This is a genomic window from Acidisphaera sp. L21 (genome assembly GCF_009765685.1).
Lineage (GTDB): Bacteria > Pseudomonadota > Alphaproteobacteria > Acetobacterales > Acetobacteraceae > LMUY01.
Genome location: NZ_LMUY01000018.1, coordinates 44,739 through 62,457 on the forward strand (window position 1 = coordinate 44,739; position 17,719 = coordinate 62,457).

The 17,719-nt window shown below is 65.7% G+C and carries 15 protein-coding genes; 5 read left to right on the forward strand and 10 right to left on the reverse strand.

Translation table 11 applies throughout. The features are described 5' to 3' along the window. From GSQ76_RS05100 to GSQ76_RS05120, 5 genes are all read right to left on the reverse strand, one after another. The coding region (locus GSQ76_RS05100) for a phosphoenolpyruvate-utilizing N-terminal domain-containing protein (protein WP_272482674.1) at positions 1-433 on the reverse strand (433 nt) is incomplete at its 3' end. Continuing rightward, positions 420-710 carry an HPr family phosphocarrier protein gene (locus GSQ76_RS05105; protein ID WP_158742835.1) on the reverse strand — a complete coding sequence of 97 codons (291 nt, stop codon included), beginning with the start codon at positions 708-710 and terminating at the stop codon, positions 420-422. The genes GSQ76_RS05105 and GSQ76_RS05100, both read right to left, overlap by 14 nt. A gap of 31 nt (positions 711-741) precedes the next feature. Beyond that, a complete protein-coding gene (locus GSQ76_RS05110; RefSeq protein ID WP_158742836.1) occupies positions 742-1,164 on the reverse strand; it encodes a PTS sugar transporter subunit IIA in 423 nt (140 codons plus the stop codon). Positions 1,165-1,173: 9 nt separating this feature from the next. After that, entirely contained in the window at positions 1,174-2,106 is a 933-nt protein-coding gene (gene rapZ, locus GSQ76_RS05115) for an RNase adapter RapZ (RefSeq protein WP_158742837.1), read from the reverse strand. Further along, positions 2,103-2,519 (reverse strand): HPr kinase/phosphorylase, encoded by a 417-nt coding sequence (locus GSQ76_RS05120; protein WP_158742838.1) that lies wholly within the window; start codon positions 2,517-2,519, stop codon positions 2,103-2,105. Before GSQ76_RS05120 ends, rapZ begins: the two co-directional genes overlap by 4 nt. A gap of 272 nt (positions 2,520-2,791) precedes the next feature. On the opposite strand from GSQ76_RS05120, the gene GSQ76_RS05125 reads away from it, so the two are divergent. The 4 genes from GSQ76_RS05125 to ligA are packed head-to-tail and all read left to right on the forward strand — an operon-like array spanning position 2,792 to position 8,078. Next, positions 2,792-3,442 carry an SGNH/GDSL hydrolase family protein gene (locus tag GSQ76_RS05125; RefSeq protein WP_158742839.1) on the forward strand — a complete coding sequence of 217 codons (651 nt, stop codon included), beginning with the start codon at positions 2,792-2,794 and terminating at the stop codon, positions 3,440-3,442. Positions 3,443-3,489: 47 nt separating this feature from the next. Next, positions 3,490-4,893 (forward strand): MBOAT family protein, encoded by a 1,404-nt coding sequence (locus tag GSQ76_RS05130; RefSeq protein WP_158742840.1) that lies wholly within the window; start codon positions 3,490-3,492, stop codon positions 4,891-4,893. 3 nt (positions 4,894-4,896) lie between these two features. Beyond that, the gene (locus GSQ76_RS05135; protein WP_158742841.1) at positions 4,897-6,018 is read left to right on the forward strand and encodes an alginate O-acetyltransferase AlgX-related protein; all 1,122 of its coding nucleotides are present in this window, start codon (positions 4,897-4,899) and stop codon (positions 6,016-6,018) included. Next, complete coding sequence (gene ligA, locus GSQ76_RS05140; protein ID WP_158742842.1) at positions 6,015-8,078, forward strand: NAD-dependent DNA ligase LigA; 2,064 nt, start codon at positions 6,015-6,017, stop codon at positions 8,076-8,078. Before GSQ76_RS05135 ends, ligA begins: the two co-directional genes overlap by 4 nt. A gap of 65 nt (positions 8,079-8,143) precedes the next feature. On the opposite strand, the gene GSQ76_RS05145 is transcribed toward ligA, so the two are convergent. The 5 genes from GSQ76_RS05145 to GSQ76_RS05165 all read right to left on the reverse strand — a co-directional run bounded on the left by GSQ76_RS05145 (position 8,144) and on the right by GSQ76_RS05165 (position 13,899). Beyond that, a complete protein-coding gene (locus tag GSQ76_RS05145) occupies positions 8,144-8,329 on the reverse strand; it encodes a CsbD family protein (protein WP_158742843.1) in 186 nt (61 codons plus the stop codon). 108 nt (positions 8,330-8,437) lie between these two features. After that, entirely contained in the window at positions 8,438-9,232 is a 795-nt protein-coding gene (locus GSQ76_RS05150; protein ID WP_216850908.1) for a DUF72 domain-containing protein, read from the reverse strand. After that, positions 9,229-10,360, reverse strand: a protein-coding gene (gene prfB, locus GSQ76_RS05155) for a peptide chain release factor 2 (RefSeq protein ID WP_158742844.1) whose coding sequence is annotated in 2 segments (ribosomal slippage) — positions 9,229-10,290 and positions 10,292-10,360 — 1,131 coding nt in all. Because the reading frame shifts where the segments join, the coding sequence is not laid out codon by codon here. Before prfB ends, GSQ76_RS05150 begins: the two co-directional genes overlap by 4 nt. A 58-nt stretch (positions 10,361-10,418) precedes the next feature. Then, positions 10,419-12,983 (reverse strand): penicillin-binding protein 1A, encoded by a 2,565-nt coding sequence (locus GSQ76_RS05160; RefSeq protein WP_158742845.1) that lies wholly within the window; start codon positions 12,981-12,983, stop codon positions 10,419-10,421. A gap of 49 nt (positions 12,984-13,032) precedes the next feature. Then, on the reverse strand, positions 13,033-13,899 hold the full coding sequence (locus tag GSQ76_RS05165; RefSeq protein ID WP_158742846.1) for an N-acetylmuramoyl-L-alanine amidase: 867 nt from the start codon (positions 13,897-13,899) through the stop codon (positions 13,033-13,035). A gap of 514 nt (positions 13,900-14,413) precedes the next feature. Here GSQ76_RS05165 and GSQ76_RS05170 point away from each other — a divergent pair. Continuing rightward, positions 14,414-17,701 carry an Rne/Rng family ribonuclease gene (locus GSQ76_RS05170; RefSeq protein WP_158742847.1) on the forward strand — a complete coding sequence of 1,096 codons (3,288 nt, stop codon included), beginning with the start codon at positions 14,414-14,416 and terminating at the stop codon, positions 17,699-17,701. Positions 17,702-17,719 lie beyond the last annotated feature (18 nt).

The following is a 17,719-nucleotide window of genomic DNA, read 5'->3' on the forward strand; positions in this document are numbered from 1 at the left end:
CGGCTGGCAGGTCATCGGTGTTGGCGGCGAGCAGCGCCGCGGCAATCGCTTCCGACTCGTCGGCAACCGCTTGCTCGGCCGAACGCAGCCCTTCGGCGATCCGCACCCGGCTGCCGCGCAACAAGCGGGAGGAGCCCAACATCTGGACGTATGCGTCCAGCAGGGGCGCAATTTCGGCCTGGCTGTCCTCAGGCAGCACGTGCAGCCGGGCGCGCAGTTTGCCGAGTTGCTTGCGCGATGCGAGCACTGCCGAGTCCAGCCGCGCCCGCTCTGCCTCGATATCGGCGGCGGCGATGCGGTGGCGGGTGATGGTGGCCGGCGCCTCAACCGTGCCGAACATGGGGCCGATGGCGATCCCGGCCCCGACCGCCAGCCCATCCAGGCGCCGCTCGAAGCCGCAATTTGGGTTGGGTGCGTCTTCAGTCCTGCTCATAGAAGCCGGCTTCCACCAGCCCGACGAGTGCAGCCAGCGCCGCGGCGGCATCTGCGCCGGTCGCCTGAAGATCGAGAGTGGTGCCTTTGCCTGCGCCGAGCATCATGAGGCCCATGATCGACTGCGCGGACACGGATTGTCCATGCGCGGCGACCTCTATAACGGCGGTATATTGCTCCGCCATCGACACAAATTTGGCAGCGGCGCGGGCGTGCAGCCCGCGTCGATTGCATATCGTCGCCTGAGCGACCAATTCCGGTTCGGCGGGCGCATCCATAGGCACATAGGCGGGCAGCGACGCCCGCCCGTCAACTACCGACGCCGTTAACCTTGCAGCCATGCAGCACGTGAGAGGCGGCGGCGATGTATTTTCGCCCGGCTACCTGTGCGCAATCCACGCACTCCCCCAGCGGCTGACGCGCCCGCACCTTCGCCAGCTTCACCAGCATGGGCAGATTGACGCCGGCAATGACCTCGACCCCAGGCCGGTCCATCAGCGAAATCGCCAGGTTGGACGGGGTGCCACCAAACATATCGGTCAGCAACACCACACCGTCACCCTTGTCGACGTTGCTGATACTTGCCTGAATGTCGGCTCGTCGCAGCTCCATATCGTCTTCCGGCCCTATACAGACCGTGGCGACATTCTCTTGTGGGCCGACCACATGTTCCAGCGCGAGGCGAAGTTCCTCCGCCAGACGGCCGTGAGATACGAGTACAAGGCCGATCATTTGTACGAGTCAGGCCTCCTGTGCCTGAAAGGAGATGGTTTCTGGCGGGCTAGCGTTCACCACACCCGCCTTAAGCAATTCCCTGTGAGCAACCGTGACCTGCCACGCCCGCATGTCAAGTCCGGTGTTGCCTAAACACAATGAACGCATGTGGCTGGCCAGCTTTTCGACGATTCGAACGGAGCGATGACGACCGCCCGTGCAGCCAACTGCGATTGTCACGTATTTTTTTCCCTCCTGCGCGAAACGCGGCAGGAGCAGTCGTAGCATTGCTTCGATTTGCCCGAAGAAAATGGCGAAATCCGGGTCCGCCTCGACATAGGCGGCAACCTCTTCGTCCAATCCAGTCTTAGGACGGAGATAGGGATCATAATGTGGATTCCGCAAGAAGCGTGCATCGAATACCAGGTCCGCTTCCCGTGGAAGGCCATGCGGATATCCAAACGACATCAACGACACCGTCACCCCCAGCCGATCCGACGCGAACCGGCTCTCAATCTGCCGGCGCAACGCCGGTAGTGGCGTGTCGGACGTATCGATCACCAGGTCGGCGACCTCGCGTAGCGGCGCCGTCAGCGCCATCTCTTGCGCGATCCCGTCAACCACCCGGCCACCAGGCGCCAACGGATGGCGGCGCCGCGTTTCGGTAAACCGGCGCAGCAGGGCCGCTTCGTCCGCGTAGGCGAACACCAGCTCCGGCCGTAACCCCTGGTTCAGCCGCAGCCGCTCCAGCGTGGATAGCACGATGTCGGCATCGAAACCGCGGCTGCGGGCATCCACCCCGATCGCGACGGGCCGGTCGCCGCGGCTCACCAACTCCTCCGTCAAGGTCAGCGGCGGGTTGTCGACCGCCTCGTAGCCCAAATCTTCCAAGACCCGTAGGATCGATGATCGCCCAGCGCCCGAAAGGCCGGTGACCAGCACGACCCGGCGGGGTGTCACGCGAACGCCCCCACCAGCTGGCCGGTGCGGCCCAGCGCGCAGTCCAACGCCATCGCCACACGCTGCGGGGCCGAGGCCGAAGCCGGATCGACCCACACCAGTGGACGGCCAGACGGGCCATGCGTCGCCGGCGCCGGCAATCGCTCACCCACGTTCAGGCTCACCGCCAAGGCGACATGCGCGGAGGCGAGGTAGGGAAGGCGCACCAATCCAAGGCCACGTACCTCCAACAACCCAACCAATGCCGCCGGGGCGGAGGCAACACCGTCGGTGAGTTCGACGCGATCATCGGCCACAAGGGTGAATCCCCGGTCAAGCAACCGCAATAACAGGTCCGACTTCCCTGATCCGGAAGGACCTAGCAGCAGCACACCGTGGCCCTCTCGGGCGGCGCAGCTCGCATGGATTTGCATCAATTTCGGTATGTGAGCCGGAGCGAGGAAGAAGGAAAGCGTCTTCTGGGACACAATTGAGATGAAGTGAGCGGCTAACCTTGGCCGTTCGATAGGAAAATATTTGTTAACCTAATTGTCGCAATAGATTGCAGGCTGATTTTCGGGCGTCCTAGAAGGTAATTTTTGACGGCAAAAAACCTCCACCCGCCGTTGCCGGTCGCACGGACTCTGTCCTAGGTGTGAAGTCGGTTACGACTGCGTGTCTCCTCCCAACGCACGGAAGCTTCCTCATGGCCTCTCCAATTCTCGCCAGCCTGACGATCCTGATGCTCGGCGATAGTCATTTCGCCACGCAGGGCTATTTGGTCACGACATTGCAGGATGCCCTCATCTCCCAGGGTGCCAAGGTCGTGACCGAGGCAGCTTGCGGCGCCCCGGCCGGCGTGTGGGCTAGCGCCGGCGTGGCCCCATGCGGCTCGGCAGAGCGGATCCAGCTTGGGCCGGTCAAGAAGGACAGCTCCAACCACGCCCACGTCACGGCGTTGAATGACCTGATTGCCAAATACCACCCGAATCTGATCATCGTCGGCTCCGGCGACACCATGGCTGGCTACGCCCAACCTGCCCTGCCGGCGGAATGGATCAGCGACCAGATCAGGCAGCTGACCACCCGCATTCAGGCAGCCAACCTGCCATGCGTATGGATCGGGCCCGGGTGGGGCGAGGAAGGCGGGCCGTATTTCAAGAACTACAATCGCGTGCGCCAGGTAAACGCCTATCTGGCCTCCAACGTCGCCCCCTGCCGCTACATCGACAGCACCGCCTTCGCCCAACCCGGCGAGTGGAAGACATTCGATGGGCAGCACTACACCCTGCCCGCCTACCAGAAATGGGGCCTGGCGATCGACCAGGCGATCGTGGCGCTCGCCCAGGCGAAGTAGCCAGGCAGCGCGAAGACCATCCGACAATCTAGTCCAGGATCGCCGCCGTGATCTTCGCGTCCTTTGAATTCCTGTTTCTGTTCCTGCCGCTGTTCTTCGTCGTCTACTATTTGACGCCGGTGCGGCTGCGGAACTGGCCGATCCTGATCATGTCCTGGGCGTTCTACGCCTGGTGGCGGGTGGATTTCCTGGCGCTGCTGATCTGCGTCACCATCTTCACCTTCCTGACATCACGGATGATGGTCAGCGTCGGGCTGGGCAGCCGGGGCGGCAAGCTTTGGCTGCAGGCCGGGCTCATCGGCAATCTGGGCGTGCTGGCCTACTTCAAATACGCCAATTTCGGCATTAACTCGCTGAATGGCGTCCTGGCCGTGGGCAATATGGGGCCGATCCCCTGGGCTGAGATCGTGCTGCCGGCCGGCTTGTCCTTCTACGTGCTGCAATCCATCAGCTATTTGGTGGACGTCTGGCGCGGCACGATCCCGGTCAGCCGGTCGCTACTGAACTACGCCGCCTACAAGGCGATGTTCTCCCAACTCATTGCCGGGCCGATCGTTCGCTACGCGCAGATCGCCGATGAGCTGAAGGGCCGCGTGCACAGCCTGGCGCTGTTCGGTATGGGCGCCCGGCGCTTCATGGTCGGCTTCTGCATGAAGGTGATCATCGCCGACACGCTCAGCCCGCTGGTCGACTCAATCTACAAGCTGCCGGCGCCTACCCTGGCCGATAGCTGGCTGGGTGCGGTCGCCTACACGCTGCAGCTCTATTTCGACTTCGCCGGGTATTCGGCCATGGCGATCGGGCTGGCGCTAATGATCGGCTTCCATTTCCCGGAAAACTTCGACTTCCCATATCTGGCCGGGTCGATCCAGAATTTCTGGCAGCGCTGGCACATCACCCTGTCCTCCTTCCTGCGCGACTACCTCTACATCTCGCTGGGCGGCAATCGGCAGGGGCCGGTGCGAACCTACGTCAACCTGTTCCTGACCATGCTGATCGGCGGCTTCTGGCACGGCGCCAACTGGACGTTCATTGCCTGGGGCGCCTGGCAGGGCGGCTTACTGGCGCTGCATCGCTACTACCGCTCCCGTGGGGGCAACATGCCGTATTGGGCCGGACATATCCTGACCTTGCTGGCTGTGGTGCTGGGCTGGGTGGTGTTCCGGGCGGACGATTTCGGCCAGGCGCTGCGGATGTACACCGGGATGCTCGGGATGCATGGCGGCCCGATCTCGGACGACCTCGCCTGGCAACTGACGCCGGACCGGCTGTGGATGGTGCTGATTGGCATAATCGTCGTCTACATCCCGCTGGTGGAACGCCGTATTGCCGCTGGGTTCGGCCGGGTGGGCAGCGGGTTGTCGCTGGTGGGGCCGCTGTGCGGGTTCCTCCTGGCGATGGTGCTGCTCTACAGCCGGGCCGCCGTTCCCTTCCTCTATTTCCAGTTTTAGCCCATGAAAAACGGCACCCCCCGCATCGACGGCGCACGACTGCAGGGCTGGGCGATGGTCGTCATCCTGGCGGTCGGCGCCGGGCTGGGCATCGCCACGCTCTGCAAATCCGGCCCGCAACGCCAGTTGGCGGAGACGATGACCCTGTCCGCGTTCCTTGGCGGTCAGACTGCCGGGGCGGTCAACCACGCCATGGCGCACGATCTGCCGATCGGCGATTGGCTCTCGGAAGCAGGCGGCATCCTGCGCTGGCGCGTCTTCGGGTCGGGCGGCCCGCAAGTCACGGTGGGCTGCAACGACTGGCTCTACTTGACCGAGGAATTGCGCCCCTGGCCCGGCGGCGACGCCACCATGAAGGCGCGCGCCGACACGCTGCACGCCGTGGCCAAGGATCTGGCCTCCCAGAACATCGCCTTGCAGGTGGTGCTGGTGCCGGACAAGGCCCGCGTCGAGAACGCCTACGCCTGCGGCGTATCCTATTCCGTCCAATCCCAGGGCCGCTACGCCAGCTTCGCCAACCTACTGCGCGACCTGCCGGTGGTAGACCTGCTGGCCACATTTAACGGCATCCGCAATCCGCTCTACTACCGCACCGACACGCATTGGAACCAAGACGGCGCCGCCATCGCCGCCGCGGCCACCGCCTCCGCCACCACCGCCCCAATCGCCCGCGACCGCCCGTTCAACACCGAATTCGGTTCGGAGGCAGATCGCGCCGGCGACTTGCTGCGGTTGATGAGCCTTGAGCATGTGCCCGACCTGTCGTTGCCGCTGCGCCCCCTGCCCGACCGCGAGCGCCCAGCGACCACCAAAGAAACCAACCCCCCCGCCGATACCGGCAGCCTGCTGGACGACGCGCCGGTGCCGGAAGTCGCACTGGTCGGCAGCTCCTACTCCGTCAACGCGAACTTCCACGGCGCGCTGGAACAGGCGATGTCCGCCCCGATCGGCCAGTTCGCCCAGGCCGGCGGCGCATTCTGGGGCTCCGCCCGCGACTATTTCCGCAGCCCGGCGTTCAAGGAAACGCCTCCCAAGCTCGTCATCTGGGAAATTCCGGAGCGTGTGGTAAACCAGCCGATCAGCGACGAGGAGGCAGCATTCCTGCGTAATTGGCGAGGCGAATGACCGACCGCACACCGGCTGAATTGACCGAGGAGGAGGCCGCCACCGAACTGGAGCGGCTGGCCAGCGAGATCGCCCGGCACGACCGGCTGTACAACACCGAAGACGCGCCGGAAATCACCGACGCCGACTACGACGCGCTCCGCCGCCGGAATACGGAGATCGAGGTTGCATTTCCCAGCCTGATCCGGCCGGACAGCCCGTCCCAAAAGGTCGGGGGCGCCCCTGCGAGCGGGTTTGGCAAGATCACCCATCGCCTGCCGATGCTCAGCCTGGACAATGCGTTCAGCGCCACCGATTTCGACGAGTTCTGCGCCCGCGCCCGCCGCTTCCTGGGGCTGAAGGACGTGCCGATGGCCATTGTGGCGGAACCGAAGATCGACGGCCTCTCCATCTCGCTCACCTACGAAAAGGGCCGTCTGGTCTACGGCGCGACGCGCGGCGATGGCGCGGAGGGTGAGGATGTCACCACCAACCTGCGCACCATCAAGGACGTTCCGACCCGGCTGAAGGGCGCGGCGCCCGACCGGATCGAGATCCGTGGCGAAGTGTTCATGACCAAGGCCGACTTCCTGGCCCTGAACGAGGCGCAATCGGGCGCCGGGCTGCGCAGCTACGCGAACCCCCGCAACTCCGCCGCCGGCAGCCTGCGCCAGCTGGACCCGAAGATCACTGCAGCCCGCGCGCTGTCCATGTTCGCCTACGCGTTTGGCGAGGCCAGCGAGACGCCCGCGCCCACGCATTGGGAGTACCTGGAGAAGCTGGCGAAATGGGGCTTCAAGGTGAGCCCGCTGAACGAGCGTCTGGACCAAGACGGCGCCGCCGGATTTCACACTGCCATGGCGGAGCGCCGGGCCAGCCTGCCCTATGACATTGATGGCGTCGTCTACAAGATCGACGACCTGGCGCTCCAACGCCGCCTCGGTTTCGTCGGTCGCACTCCCCGCTGGGCCACCGCCTGGAAGTTTCCCGCCGAACGTGCAACCACGCTGCTGGAAGATATCAAGATCCAAGTGGGCCGCACTGGCTCACTGACCCCGGTGGCTTGGCTGCAAGGCGTGAATGTCGGCGGTGTGCTGGTCACCCGTGCCACGCTGCATAACGAGGACGAGATCACCCGCAAGGACGTCCGCGTGGGCGACACGGTCGAGTTGCAGCGCGCCGGGGACGTGATCCCCCAGGTGATCGGGCCGGTGCTGGACAAGCGCCCGAAGAGTGCCGAACCGTTCGCCTTTCCCGACCACTGCCCCGCCTGCGGCAGCCTGGCCGTTCGCGCAGAGGGGGAGGTCGTGCGCCGTTGCACCGGGGGGCTCATCTGCCCGGCGCAAACCATTGAGCGACTGGTTCATTTCGTCAGCCGTCCTGCCTTCGATATTGAGCATCTGGGCGAACAGACCGTTCGCGCCTTCCACACCGACGGCTTGGTCGACAGCCCCGCCGACATTTTCCGCCTACCGGAGCATGAGCAAGAGATCGCCGAACGCGAAGGCTGGGGCGCCACGAGCGCCGCCAACCTCATGCGTTCGATCGAGAGCCGGCGCGCCATTTCCCTTCCCCGCTTCATCTACGCACTTGGGATTCGCCGCATCGGCGACGCCAACGCCAAGTTGCTGGCCCGGCATTACGGCACGCTGGCGCATTGGCGGGAGCAGATGGTGGCCGCGACCATCATCGGTTCCGAAGAACGTCAGGCGCTGGGCAGCATCATGCGCGTCGGTGGCGCGATCGCCGACGAACTAGTCGGCTTCTTCGCCGAGCCGCGTAATTTGGCGGTGCTGGACGACCTCGCCGGGCAATTGAACGTGCAGGAGGAAAAGGCAACGACGGACGGCCCGCTCTCCGGCAAATCCATCGTCTTCACCGGCACCTTGACGACGATGACCCGGCCGGAGGCGAAGGCCCGAGCCGAATCCCTAGGCGCAAGAGTAACGGATAGCGTGTCGAAGAAGACCGATCTGGTGGTGCTGGGCACCGACGCCGGGTCGAAGGCGAAAAAGGCCGCCGAACTCGGCGTCACGACGGTGGACGAGGCCGGTTGGCGCGACATCGCTGGGTTGGAATAGCGGACACAGAAAAGGCCCTCACCCGGTGGGATGAGAGCCTTTTTCGCTAGGTCGGTGCACCAATATCAGTGCTTATCGGTAAGGTCCCGGGCGGTGTCCTTGACGCCGCCAACGGTGTTCTGAGCCTTGCCGGCGATCTTATCTGCCTTGCCTTCGGCTTCCAACTTCTTGTCGCCCATCAGCTTACCAGCGCCTTCCTTGATGGCACCACCAGCCTGCTTCAGCGAGCCTTCGACGCGGTCCTTATCCATCGTGTTACCTCATTACGGCGAGATGCCGTTGCGGTATCAACGGGCGGTCCCGTTGTCAGTTTCCCTCCGACGCCTGTCACGCCCTGGTGAGTGCCAGGCCACCGTTGGCTACGTCTTGCAGCGCGCGATGAACGCCTGGGCTGCGTCGGGCGCGCGCACCTTGTCGCCGCTGATAAAGAAGATGAAGCAGTCTCGCGGCACAGGCTTTGCCGGCGGCCTGGCCAGCGGCAGATCCTCCACCGCCTTGCCTGCTGCCCAACGCGTTGCCCGATCGGCCCAGCGGTCCAAAGCGTCGGCCGCATAGCCCTCCGGCTCTGCTTCCGCATTATGCTGCAACCGGGCGTAGACGAAGGGCGCAGTCAGGTCGCCTAGCAGGGTATGCTTGTCGGACTCAACGATCGCCGCGGCGACCTTGTGCTTTTGTAACAGGGCAAACCACTCGGGCACGGCGAAGCTCTCGTGCCGCGCTTCCACCACATGCCGCAGCGCCACGCCGCCATGGGAGGCGGGTAGCAGGGTCAGGAAAGTCGCGAAGGCTGCCGGGTCGAAGCGCCTCGTCGGCGGGAATTGCCACAGGATCGGGCCCAGTCGGTCGCCCAACTCCGACAACCCGGAATCCAAGAACCGGGCGATCGACGGCTCCGACTCCGCCAGCGCCGTTCGATGCGTCGTCACCCGCGGCGCCTTCAGGGAAAAGACGAACCCGTCGGGCACCTCCGCTGCCCATTTGGCGAAGCTGGCCGGGCTCTGCGTGCGATAGAACGTGCCGTTGATCTCGATCGCGGTGAGGCGCCCGGCGGCGTAGGCCAATTCCTTCGCCTGAGTCAGCCCGGCTGGATAGAACGGGCCGCGCCAAGGGGCGAAGGTCCAGCCGCCAATACCGACGCGGATCGGCTGCATCATTGGGCTTGTGCGCTGGCTTCGCTGCGGGTGCCGCCCACCCGGGCCGCCAGGGCCGCAGCCATGAAGTCATCCAGCGCGCCATCAAGCACCGCCGCCGGGTTGGACTTCTCAACCCCGGTACGCAGGTCTTTCACCATCTGATACGGCGCCAACACGTAGGACCGGATCTGGTGGCCCCAGCCGATATCGGTCTTGGACGCCTCGGTCGCCGCGCTGGCATCTTCCCGTTTCTGCAACTCCGCCTCGTACATCCGCGCGCGCAGCATCTCCATCGCCGTGGCGCGGTTGCGGTGCTGGCTGCGGTCGGTCTGGCAGGCGACGATGATCCCGGTTGGGACATGCGTGATACGGATCGCCGATTCCGTCTTGTTCACGTGCTGGCCGCCGGCACCGGACGCGCGGAACGTATCGACCTTCAGGTCGGACGGGTCGATCTCGATATGGATCGTGTCGTCGATCACCGGATAGACGTAGACCGACGCGAAGGAAGTCTGCCGCCGGGCCGCGCTGTCGAACGGCGATATGCGCACCAGGCGATGCACCCCGCCCTCCGTCTTCAACCAGCCATAGGCATTTGGCCCGGTAATCTGGAAAGTGGCGGATTTGATCCCGGCCTGCTCGCCCTCGCTCTGTTCAATCAGTTGCATCTTGTATCCGCGGGCTTCGGCCCAGCGCGTATACATGCGGGCCAGCATCTCGGCCCAATCCTGCGCCTCGGTCCCGCCGGCACCGGCGTTCACTTCCAGGAACGCGTCGCGGCCATCGGCCTCACCGGACAGCAAGCTCTCGATCTCTCGTCGTTTGGCCTCGGCAGCGGCCTTTTGCAACGCGATGATGCCCTCCGCCACCAGCGCAGTGTCCGCATCGCCCTCACCCAGTGCGATCAGTTCCAGCGTGTCGGCGACCTCGGTTTCCAACGCCTGCACGCCCTCGATCTGGTTGGCAAGCAACGTGCGCTCCCGCATCAGCGTCTGCGCGGCGGCGGCATCATTCCAGAGATCCGGGTCCTCCGCCTTATGATTCAGTTCGGCGAGGCGTTCGGTGGCGACATCCCAGTCAAAGATGCCTCCTCAGCAGTGCGATCGACTGCTTGATCTGGTCGTTGAGGGCGTCGGATTCGGTGGACATCGGGATCCTAGATGGCGTCGCGGCCTAAATTGCAGCACGCGGTGGGGCAGAGGGTAGCTTAGTAAAGTCCGCCAACCCCACTGTCCACACCCGTGCCGGTGCCACCGCTGCTGGCGGTGACGCCGCCACCGCCGCCGGATCCACCGCCCTCGCCGCCACCGATGGTCGGGCCGCTCTCGCCGGGCACTTGGCCGGGCTTGAACGCGTCGGTGTTGCCGGACCAGGTGGCCATGGTCAGCCCCTCGGGCACGTGGAATGGCAGATTCGGCCGGTCCTTCAACGCCACCTGCATGAAGTCATGCCAGATTGGACCGGACACGACGCCACCGGTCTGGTCCTTGCCCAGGCTGCTCGGCGTGTCGAACCCGACCCACACCGCGGTCACCAGATCCGGCGTGAAGCCGACGAACCAGGCGTCGTTGAAATCCTGCGTGGTGCCGGTCTTGCCGGCGATGCCCAAGCGGCCAAGGCCTTTGCCGGCTTCATACCCGGTGCCATGCGCCACAACGCCCTGCATCATCGCAACTGTCTGGTATACGCTCTGCGGGTCGGCCAATTGCTTGCGTGTGTCGCTCAGCACGGGTGGGCTATACGAGTTGCCGCAACCGCTGCAGGCCACGCCAGGCGCACGCCAAATCACATGGCCATCCCGGTCCTGCACGGAATCGATCAGGGAGGGCACGACCTCCTTGCCGTACTGGCTCAACGATGCGTAGGCGCCGGCCTGGCGCAGCACGGTCGTGTCCACCGCGCCCAGCGCGTTCGGCAGGTAGTGCGTCATCTGGTCCACCACGTGGAATGCGATGGCGTTTGCCGCGACTGCATCCATCCCGACCTTCTGCGCCAAGCGGATCGTCGCCAGGTTCAACGACTTTTCCAGCGCCTGGTGGATCGAAATCGGCCCGAACGAGCCACTTTCATAGTTACCCGGCCGCCAAACGCCTGCCGCGCCCTGGTCCAGCACGAACGGCGCGTCCAGGACTCTCTGGCTCGGCGACAAATTCTGCTGCATCGCCGCCAAATACACCATCGGCTTGAACGAACTGCCGGGCTGGCGCTGCGCTTGGGTGGCGCGATTGAACTGGCTGCTTTCGTAATTCCACCCGCCGGACATCGCCAGCACCCGACCGGTCAGCGGGTCCATGGACACCAGCGCACCCTGCACCTGCGGGACCTGCCGAAGGACCACCCGATCGGCGCCCCTGGCGGCGGGGGTCGTCGTGGCGGAAGGCTGCTCCACCATCACCACGTCGCCTACCTGCACCACATCGGCCATCCGGCGCGGCGTGCCGCCCAGCGCACCATTGCGGTTCGGCCGGGCCCAGGTGGTCTCACCCAGGAGCATGGCGGAGTTATGGGGGGCGCCGCCATCATCCGTCCACGCCATCTGCGCTTCGGCGCCGCTGACTTCCATCGCCACCGCAAGATGCCAATTGGCCAGCATGCCTGGCGGCCGCGGCAACGACGCCAGCGAGCGCGCCCATCCAGCCCGCAGCGTCGCAGCCGATGGATCCAGCCGAGCGACCGGGCCGCGCCAGCCGCCATGGATGCGGTCGTAGTTCACCAGTCCACGGCGTAACACCCGATCTGCCGTCGCCTGCAGGGCCGGGTCCAGGCTGGTGCGAACCACCAGACCGCCTTCGGTCGTAGCATCGGCGCCGAAGCGGTCCACCATCTGGCGCCGCACTTCCTCGCCGAACCATTCGGCCCCCGCCACCACGTCCGGGCGGTGGAACTGCCCGGTCACGACCGGACCAGCCTTGGCCGCCGCAGCCTGGTCGGGCGTGATCACCTTGTCGTCGGCCATCCGATCCAGCACCCAATCGCGCCGCGCACGGGCGGCGTCGGGGAAGCGGAAGGGGTTGTAGTTGTTCGGCGCTTTCGGCAGCGAGGCGAGGAATGCCGCCTCCGGCAGGGTGATCTGGTCCAGCGACTTGTTGAAATAGGTCTGCGCCGCTGCGGCCACGCCATACGACTGCAGGCCGAAATAGATCTCGTTCAGATACAACTCGAGGATGCGCTCCTTCGGCAGGGTCTGCTCGACCCGGATCGCCAGGACCGCTTCCTTGATCTTGCGCATCATCGTGCGTTCGTTGGTGCCCAGCAGCATGTTGCGGGCGACCTGCTGGGTGATGGTGGAAGCGCCGATCGGGCGGCGATTGCGGCCCATCTGCATCAGGTCGGTCACGGCCGCACGCGCCACGGCCCCGGGGTCGACACCCTTGTGGGTCCAGAAATTCTGGTCCTCGGCTGACACGAAGGCTTGCTTCACCACGTCTGGAATGGCGGTGAACGGGATGAAGATCCGACGTTCCTTCGCCAATTCCGCCATCAACCCGTCATTCCCGGCGTAGATCCGACTCATCACGGGCGGCTGATACTGCAGCAATCCATCCACGGTCGGCAGTTCGGACGCCAGGCGTTGGTAGCCATGATACGCCACCGCACTGCCGAGTATCGCGACGACGGCCACCAAGGTCGCGCCGATGCCGACCAGCCGGCCGACCCAGCGCAACGGAGAACGGCGTGGGCGGGCAACGCGGGTGGACGCACGGTCCGCCTTCCGAGGCTTCGGCGTGGGGGTCGGCGGCACCATCCGCTCGCCTGCTCGTAGATTGTCCATGTCCGCTCAACATCCCCCGCCGCCGGCCATGGCCCAGCGTGTAAACCCCCTAGCCAGCGATCCGGATGCCTTGTCCATCAAAATAAGCATCGACCGCACGCTTCATCGCCGCAGCCACCACCGCACGATGCTCCGGGCGCCTCAACGCCGCTTCATCCTGCGAGTTCGACATGAAACCCATCTCAACGAGAACAGATGGGATGTCGGCAGCCTTCAATACCACGAAGCCAGCGTGGCGCGCCGGGTTCTGCAACATCGGCAAGTCACGGTCTAGTGCCGCGACCATGCGATGCTGCAGCCGGGCCGACCCACCACGCGTCTCCTGCCGCACCAGGCTGGCCAGGATGCGCGCAACCTCTGGTGGCTGGTCGTGGAAGGCAGGTCCGCCAAACCGGTCGGCGCTATTCTCCCGCTGTGCCAGCGCCGCGGTCTGCGCGTCGGACGCCGTGTCCGATAGTGTATAGATGCTGGCCCCGCGGACGGAGTGGTCATCCAGCGCATCGGCGTGCATGGACACGAACAGGGCGGCGCCCTTTTTCTGCGCCCAGCCCACCCGGTCCTCCAGAGGGATGAACACGTCGCGCCCCCTTGTCATCTCCACCCGCACCCGGTGATCGGCCAGCAACTGCCGCTTCAACTCGGTCGCGGCCGCGAAGGCGACGTGCTTTTCGTACGTGCCAGTGATCCCGATCGCACCCGGGTCCTTGCCGCCGTGCCCAGGGTCCAACACGACCAGTGGCAAGTTGGCGGACTGGCTGGCGTTCTTTTTCGACGTCGCGTCTTTGGCGTCCCGCCCGGCCGGGTCACGGCCAGTGCGGTGTGCGTCGTGCTTGGTCCGGGCCTGGGCCATCTCGGCCATCAGGGCCAGTGCACCGGCGCCTAACAAGGATCGCCGCTTGATCGTGGCTTCACTCATAGGTTGCAGCCTACCATGCAGATGGAGCTAGCGGACCTTACGCCTTGATAAGGCCCAAACCATGTTGCGGGACTGCCACGCTGAGGCTTTTTTCATCGCACTTGCAGGGCGTGTTGCTTTGCGTCATGGTTCGAGACGCTGCGATGAAGCGTCCCTGTGGGCAGCTGCTTGCCATTATGGCGAGCGAGCCCACGCCTCGGATCGCGTTGTCGCCCGCACCGCGCGGATCGCGCGCTGGGGCCCGTCTCGTGACAGGTCGGCATTCGACCAACCCGGTTTCGCAGCAACCGCTCGCGCCGCCGAATGACCAGGACCGTCCAAGGCCCAATGAGAGCTGACGTCGCCGTATGTCGTATATCTTGTCCGATCGCACCCTGCGACTGGGCTTGGGAACGCGACGGCGTATGCTCGCTCCGCTTTTGGCAGTCCCGGTTTGCTTCTCAACGCCCTTTCAGCCGCCGCCGCCCTGTGCCCGATGCGCCGGGCTGGCAGGCGCACCGGAGACTCCCACTCAATGACGAAGCGTATGCTCATCGACGCCACCCACGCGGAAGAAACCCGCGTGGTGGTGCTGGACGGTAATCGGCTCGAAGACTTCGATGTCGAGACTGCAGCCAAGAAGCAGCTTAAGGGTAACATCTACCTCGCCAAGGTCGTCCGCGTAGAACCCAGCCTGCAGGCCGCGTTCGTCGAATATGGCGGCGGTCGCCACGGCTTCCTGGCGTTCGGGGAAATCCATCCCGACTACTACCAGATCCCAGTGGCTGACCGGCAGCGCCTGCTGGAGATGCAGGAGGCGGAAGCCCGCGCTGAGGAGGAGGCGGAGGACGCCGCCGCGGCCGCCGCCGAAGCCGCCGACCACGCGATCGAGGCCGCTCTGGCCGCCGGCGCGGGGGGTATTGAACCGCCTTTACCGATGGAAGAAGCGCTGGAAACCAGCGCGGACGCTGCACTGGCGCATGACTTTGTCGAAGCGCGGGAGGAGGTGATCCTCGCCGACATGCCGACCGATGATCCTGCCGTGGCCGAAGAACCTGGAGCGGTCGCGACCGAGGAATTCGGCGCGGTCGCGACCGAGGAATTCGGCGCGGACATGCTGCCCGAGCCGACCGAGGCGGTGGTCGAACCGCCCCCCGGGTACGAACCCACCAGCGACCTCTTTGCGGAAGCCGCCCAGGACTCCACGCCCGAAGCCGTCGGCGAGGCGACCGACGAGCCCGCCACCGACGACGACACCCTTCGCGCCGAACTACATGGCGAGTTGGAAACGCTGCCCGCCGCAGCCCCCGAATCCGCCGACAGTGCCAGCCAGCCGGATGACGGCGACGATGCCGACGAGGATGAAGACGGCGCCAGCGACAACCGGCGCGAGCCGCGTCAGCCCGCCCGGTTCATGCGTTCCTACAAGATCCAGGAGGTCATCCGCCGCCGGCAGATCCTGCTGGTCCAGGTCGTCAAAGAGGAGCGCGGCACCAAGGGGGCAGCACTCACCACCTTCATCTCCTTGGCTGGCCGCTTCTCCGTGCTGATGCCGAACTCGCCCCGGGGTGGTGGCATCTCCCGCAAGATCACCTCCGCTGCCGACCGTCGCCGCCTGAAGGAGGTGACGGCCGAACTGCAGATCCCCCGCGGCATGGGCATGATCATCCGCACCGCCGGCGCCGCCCGGCCGAAGGCGGAGATCAAGCGCGACTGCGAATACCTGCTGGAACTCTGGGACAGCATCCGCGAGACGACGATGGCCTCCATCGCCCCGGCGCTGATCCACGAAGAAGCCAACCTCATCAAGCGCGCCATCCGCGACAACTACTCCCGCGACGTGGAGGAGGTGTTGGTGGATGGTGAGGCCGGGTGGCGCGCCGCCCGCGACTTCATGCGCATGCTGATGCCCGCGCATGCCCGCAAGGTCATCCTATGGAACGAGCCGCAGCCGCTGTTTGCCCGGCAGAACGTCGAGTCGTATCTGGATGCGATGTTGCAGCCGACCGTGCAGCTCCGCTCCGGCGGCTACCTGGTCATCAACCAGACCGAGGCGCTAGTCGCTATCGACGTGAACTCCGGCCGGTCCACGCGGGAACGCGGGATCGAGGAGACGGCGCTAAAGACCAATCTGGAGGCCGCGGACGAGGTGGCCCGCCAGTTGCGCCTGCGCGACCTGGCCGGGCTGATCGTCATCGACTTCATCGATATGGAAAGCCGGCGCAACAACGCCGCCGTCGAGAAGCGGATGAAGGACGCGCTGAAGGAGGACCGCGCTCGCATCCAGATCGGCTCGATCAGCCAGTTCGGTCTGCTGGAACTGAGCCGCCAGCGTTTGCGGCCGTCCTTGGCGGAAACCAGCTTCACCACCTGCCCGCATTGCGGCGGCACCGGGCACGTCCGGACTACCGAAACCGCCGCCCTGGCCGTGCTGCGCGCGGTGGAGGACGAGGGCGCCAAGCGCCGCGCCGCCGCCATCGTCGTGCACGTCGCGGGGGCAGTGGCGCTGTATGTGCTGAACCACAAGCGCCAGCGCCTGGCCGAGATCGAAGCGCGCTACATGATGAGCGTGTCGTTCGCCGCCGATGAAAGTCTGCTGCCGCCGGAAACCCGCATCGAACGCCTCCGCCCGCAGACGGCCGAGGCGCTCGTGCCCGCGCCGACCATGATCCCCATCAGCCCGGCAACCCCGGAAGAGGACGATCTGGTGATTGAGGAGGCGGACTCCGATGAGGAAGACACCGCCACCGAGGCTGCGGACGAGACGGAGACCGAGCTAGCCCCCGCGAACGAAACCGTCGAGGAAGGCGAGGCCCGTCGCCGCAAGCGCCGCCGCCGCCGCCGTGGCGGTCGCCGTGAGGATGGCGCCGACACGACCCAGGCAGCCGCCCCAGCCCGGGTTGACCCGGCCGAGGCCGACCAGCCGCACATTGGCCAGCCCCATAGCGCACAGTCCCCTAGCGCACAGTCCCAGGTCGAGCAGCCTTCGTCATTCGACGAAGCCGCCCCTGCAACGCCGGACATGGCGCCGGACATGGCGCCAGTTGTCGCGGCGGAAGCCGCGGCAGAAGGCGCAGAACCGACCGAGGCCGCGGAAGGCAGTGCCGAGGATGACGGCCGCGCCCGCCGTCGTGGTCGCCGCGGTGGCCGTCGCCGGCGCAAGGACTCGCCGGATGGCGAGGCCGCAGCCGCATCCGAGCCGGGAGCGGACGCTCCCTCCTCCTTCGAGCAGGCCCCGGCGCCCTATACTGGCCCGACCCCGGCCGACCCATTCGGCCAGGTATTCGACATTTTCGACATCATGGACGCGCACGAATCCGCCGACGTGATCGCGCCAGCGCCAAAGCCGGTGCCAGAACCGGTAGCGGTTGCAGTCGAGACCCTGGCGGCTGCACCGGAATTGCCGTTGTTGGAAGCTATCCAAGCTGAGACCGCTTTACCCGAACCTACAGCGCTCGATCCCGCAACATCAGAGGCTGAAGCGTCGGCGCCTGTCGCACCTGAATCGCCGGTGGCTGAGCCCCCAGTGGTTGCGCCCCCAGTCGTTGAGCCTCCAGCCGTCGCGCCCCCAGCCGTTGAGCCCCCAGTCGCAGTCGCGTCAGCCGAACCCGAGCCGGCCGCCGCGACCATGGAACCAGAACCCACCGTCGCAGAAGCGCCGATGGTGGCAGAAGCGCCGGCGGCCCTGAATGGCCACGCCGCACCGGAACCCGAGCCGGCGGCTCCAGCCCGGGCCGAGCCGGTCAGCGCACCCTTGCCGCCGCCGGTTCTCATCGGTGAGGCGCCGGCTGCGGAGAAGAAGCGGGGATGGTGGCGGCGCTAACCCGTTCGCTTGCCGGGG

Coding starts and splice junctions, on each gene's coding strand:
- GSQ76_RS05170 (WP_158742847.1), top strand. CDS start 14,414: ATGACGAAGCGTATGCTCATCGACGCCACCCACGCGGAAGAAACCCGC.
- GSQ76_RS05165 (WP_158742846.1), bottom strand. CDS start 13,899: ATGAGTGAAGCCACGATCAAGCGGCGATCCTTGTTAGGCGCCGGTGCA.
- GSQ76_RS05150 (WP_216850908.1), bottom strand. CDS start 9,232: ATGATGCAGCCGATCCGCGTCGGTATTGGCGGCTGGACCTTCGCCCCT.
- ligA (WP_158742842.1), top strand. CDS start 6,015: ATGACCGACCGCACACCGGCTGAATTGACCGAGGAGGAGGCCGCCACC.
- GSQ76_RS05125 (WP_158742839.1), top strand. CDS start 2,792: ATGGCCTCTCCAATTCTCGCCAGCCTGACGATCCTGATGCTCGGCGAT.
- GSQ76_RS05120 (WP_158742838.1), bottom strand. CDS start 2,519: ATGCAAATCCATGCGAGCTGCGCCGCCCGAGAGGGCCACGGTGTGCTG.
- GSQ76_RS05135 (WP_158742841.1), top strand. CDS start 4,897: ATGAAAAACGGCACCCCCCGCATCGACGGCGCACGACTGCAGGGCTGG.
- GSQ76_RS05145 (WP_158742843.1), bottom strand. CDS start 8,329: ATGGATAAGGACCGCGTCGAAGGCTCGCTGAAGCAGGCTGGTGGTGCC.
- GSQ76_RS05160 (WP_158742845.1), bottom strand. CDS start 12,983: ATGGACAATCTACGAGCAGGCGAGCGGATGGTGCCGCCGACCCCCACG.
- GSQ76_RS05110 (WP_158742836.1), bottom strand. CDS start 1,164: ATGATCGGCCTTGTACTCGTATCTCACGGCCGTCTGGCGGAGGAACTT.
- GSQ76_RS05105 (WP_158742835.1), bottom strand. CDS start 710: ATGGATGCGCCCGCCGAACCGGAATTGGTCGCTCAGGCGACGATATGC.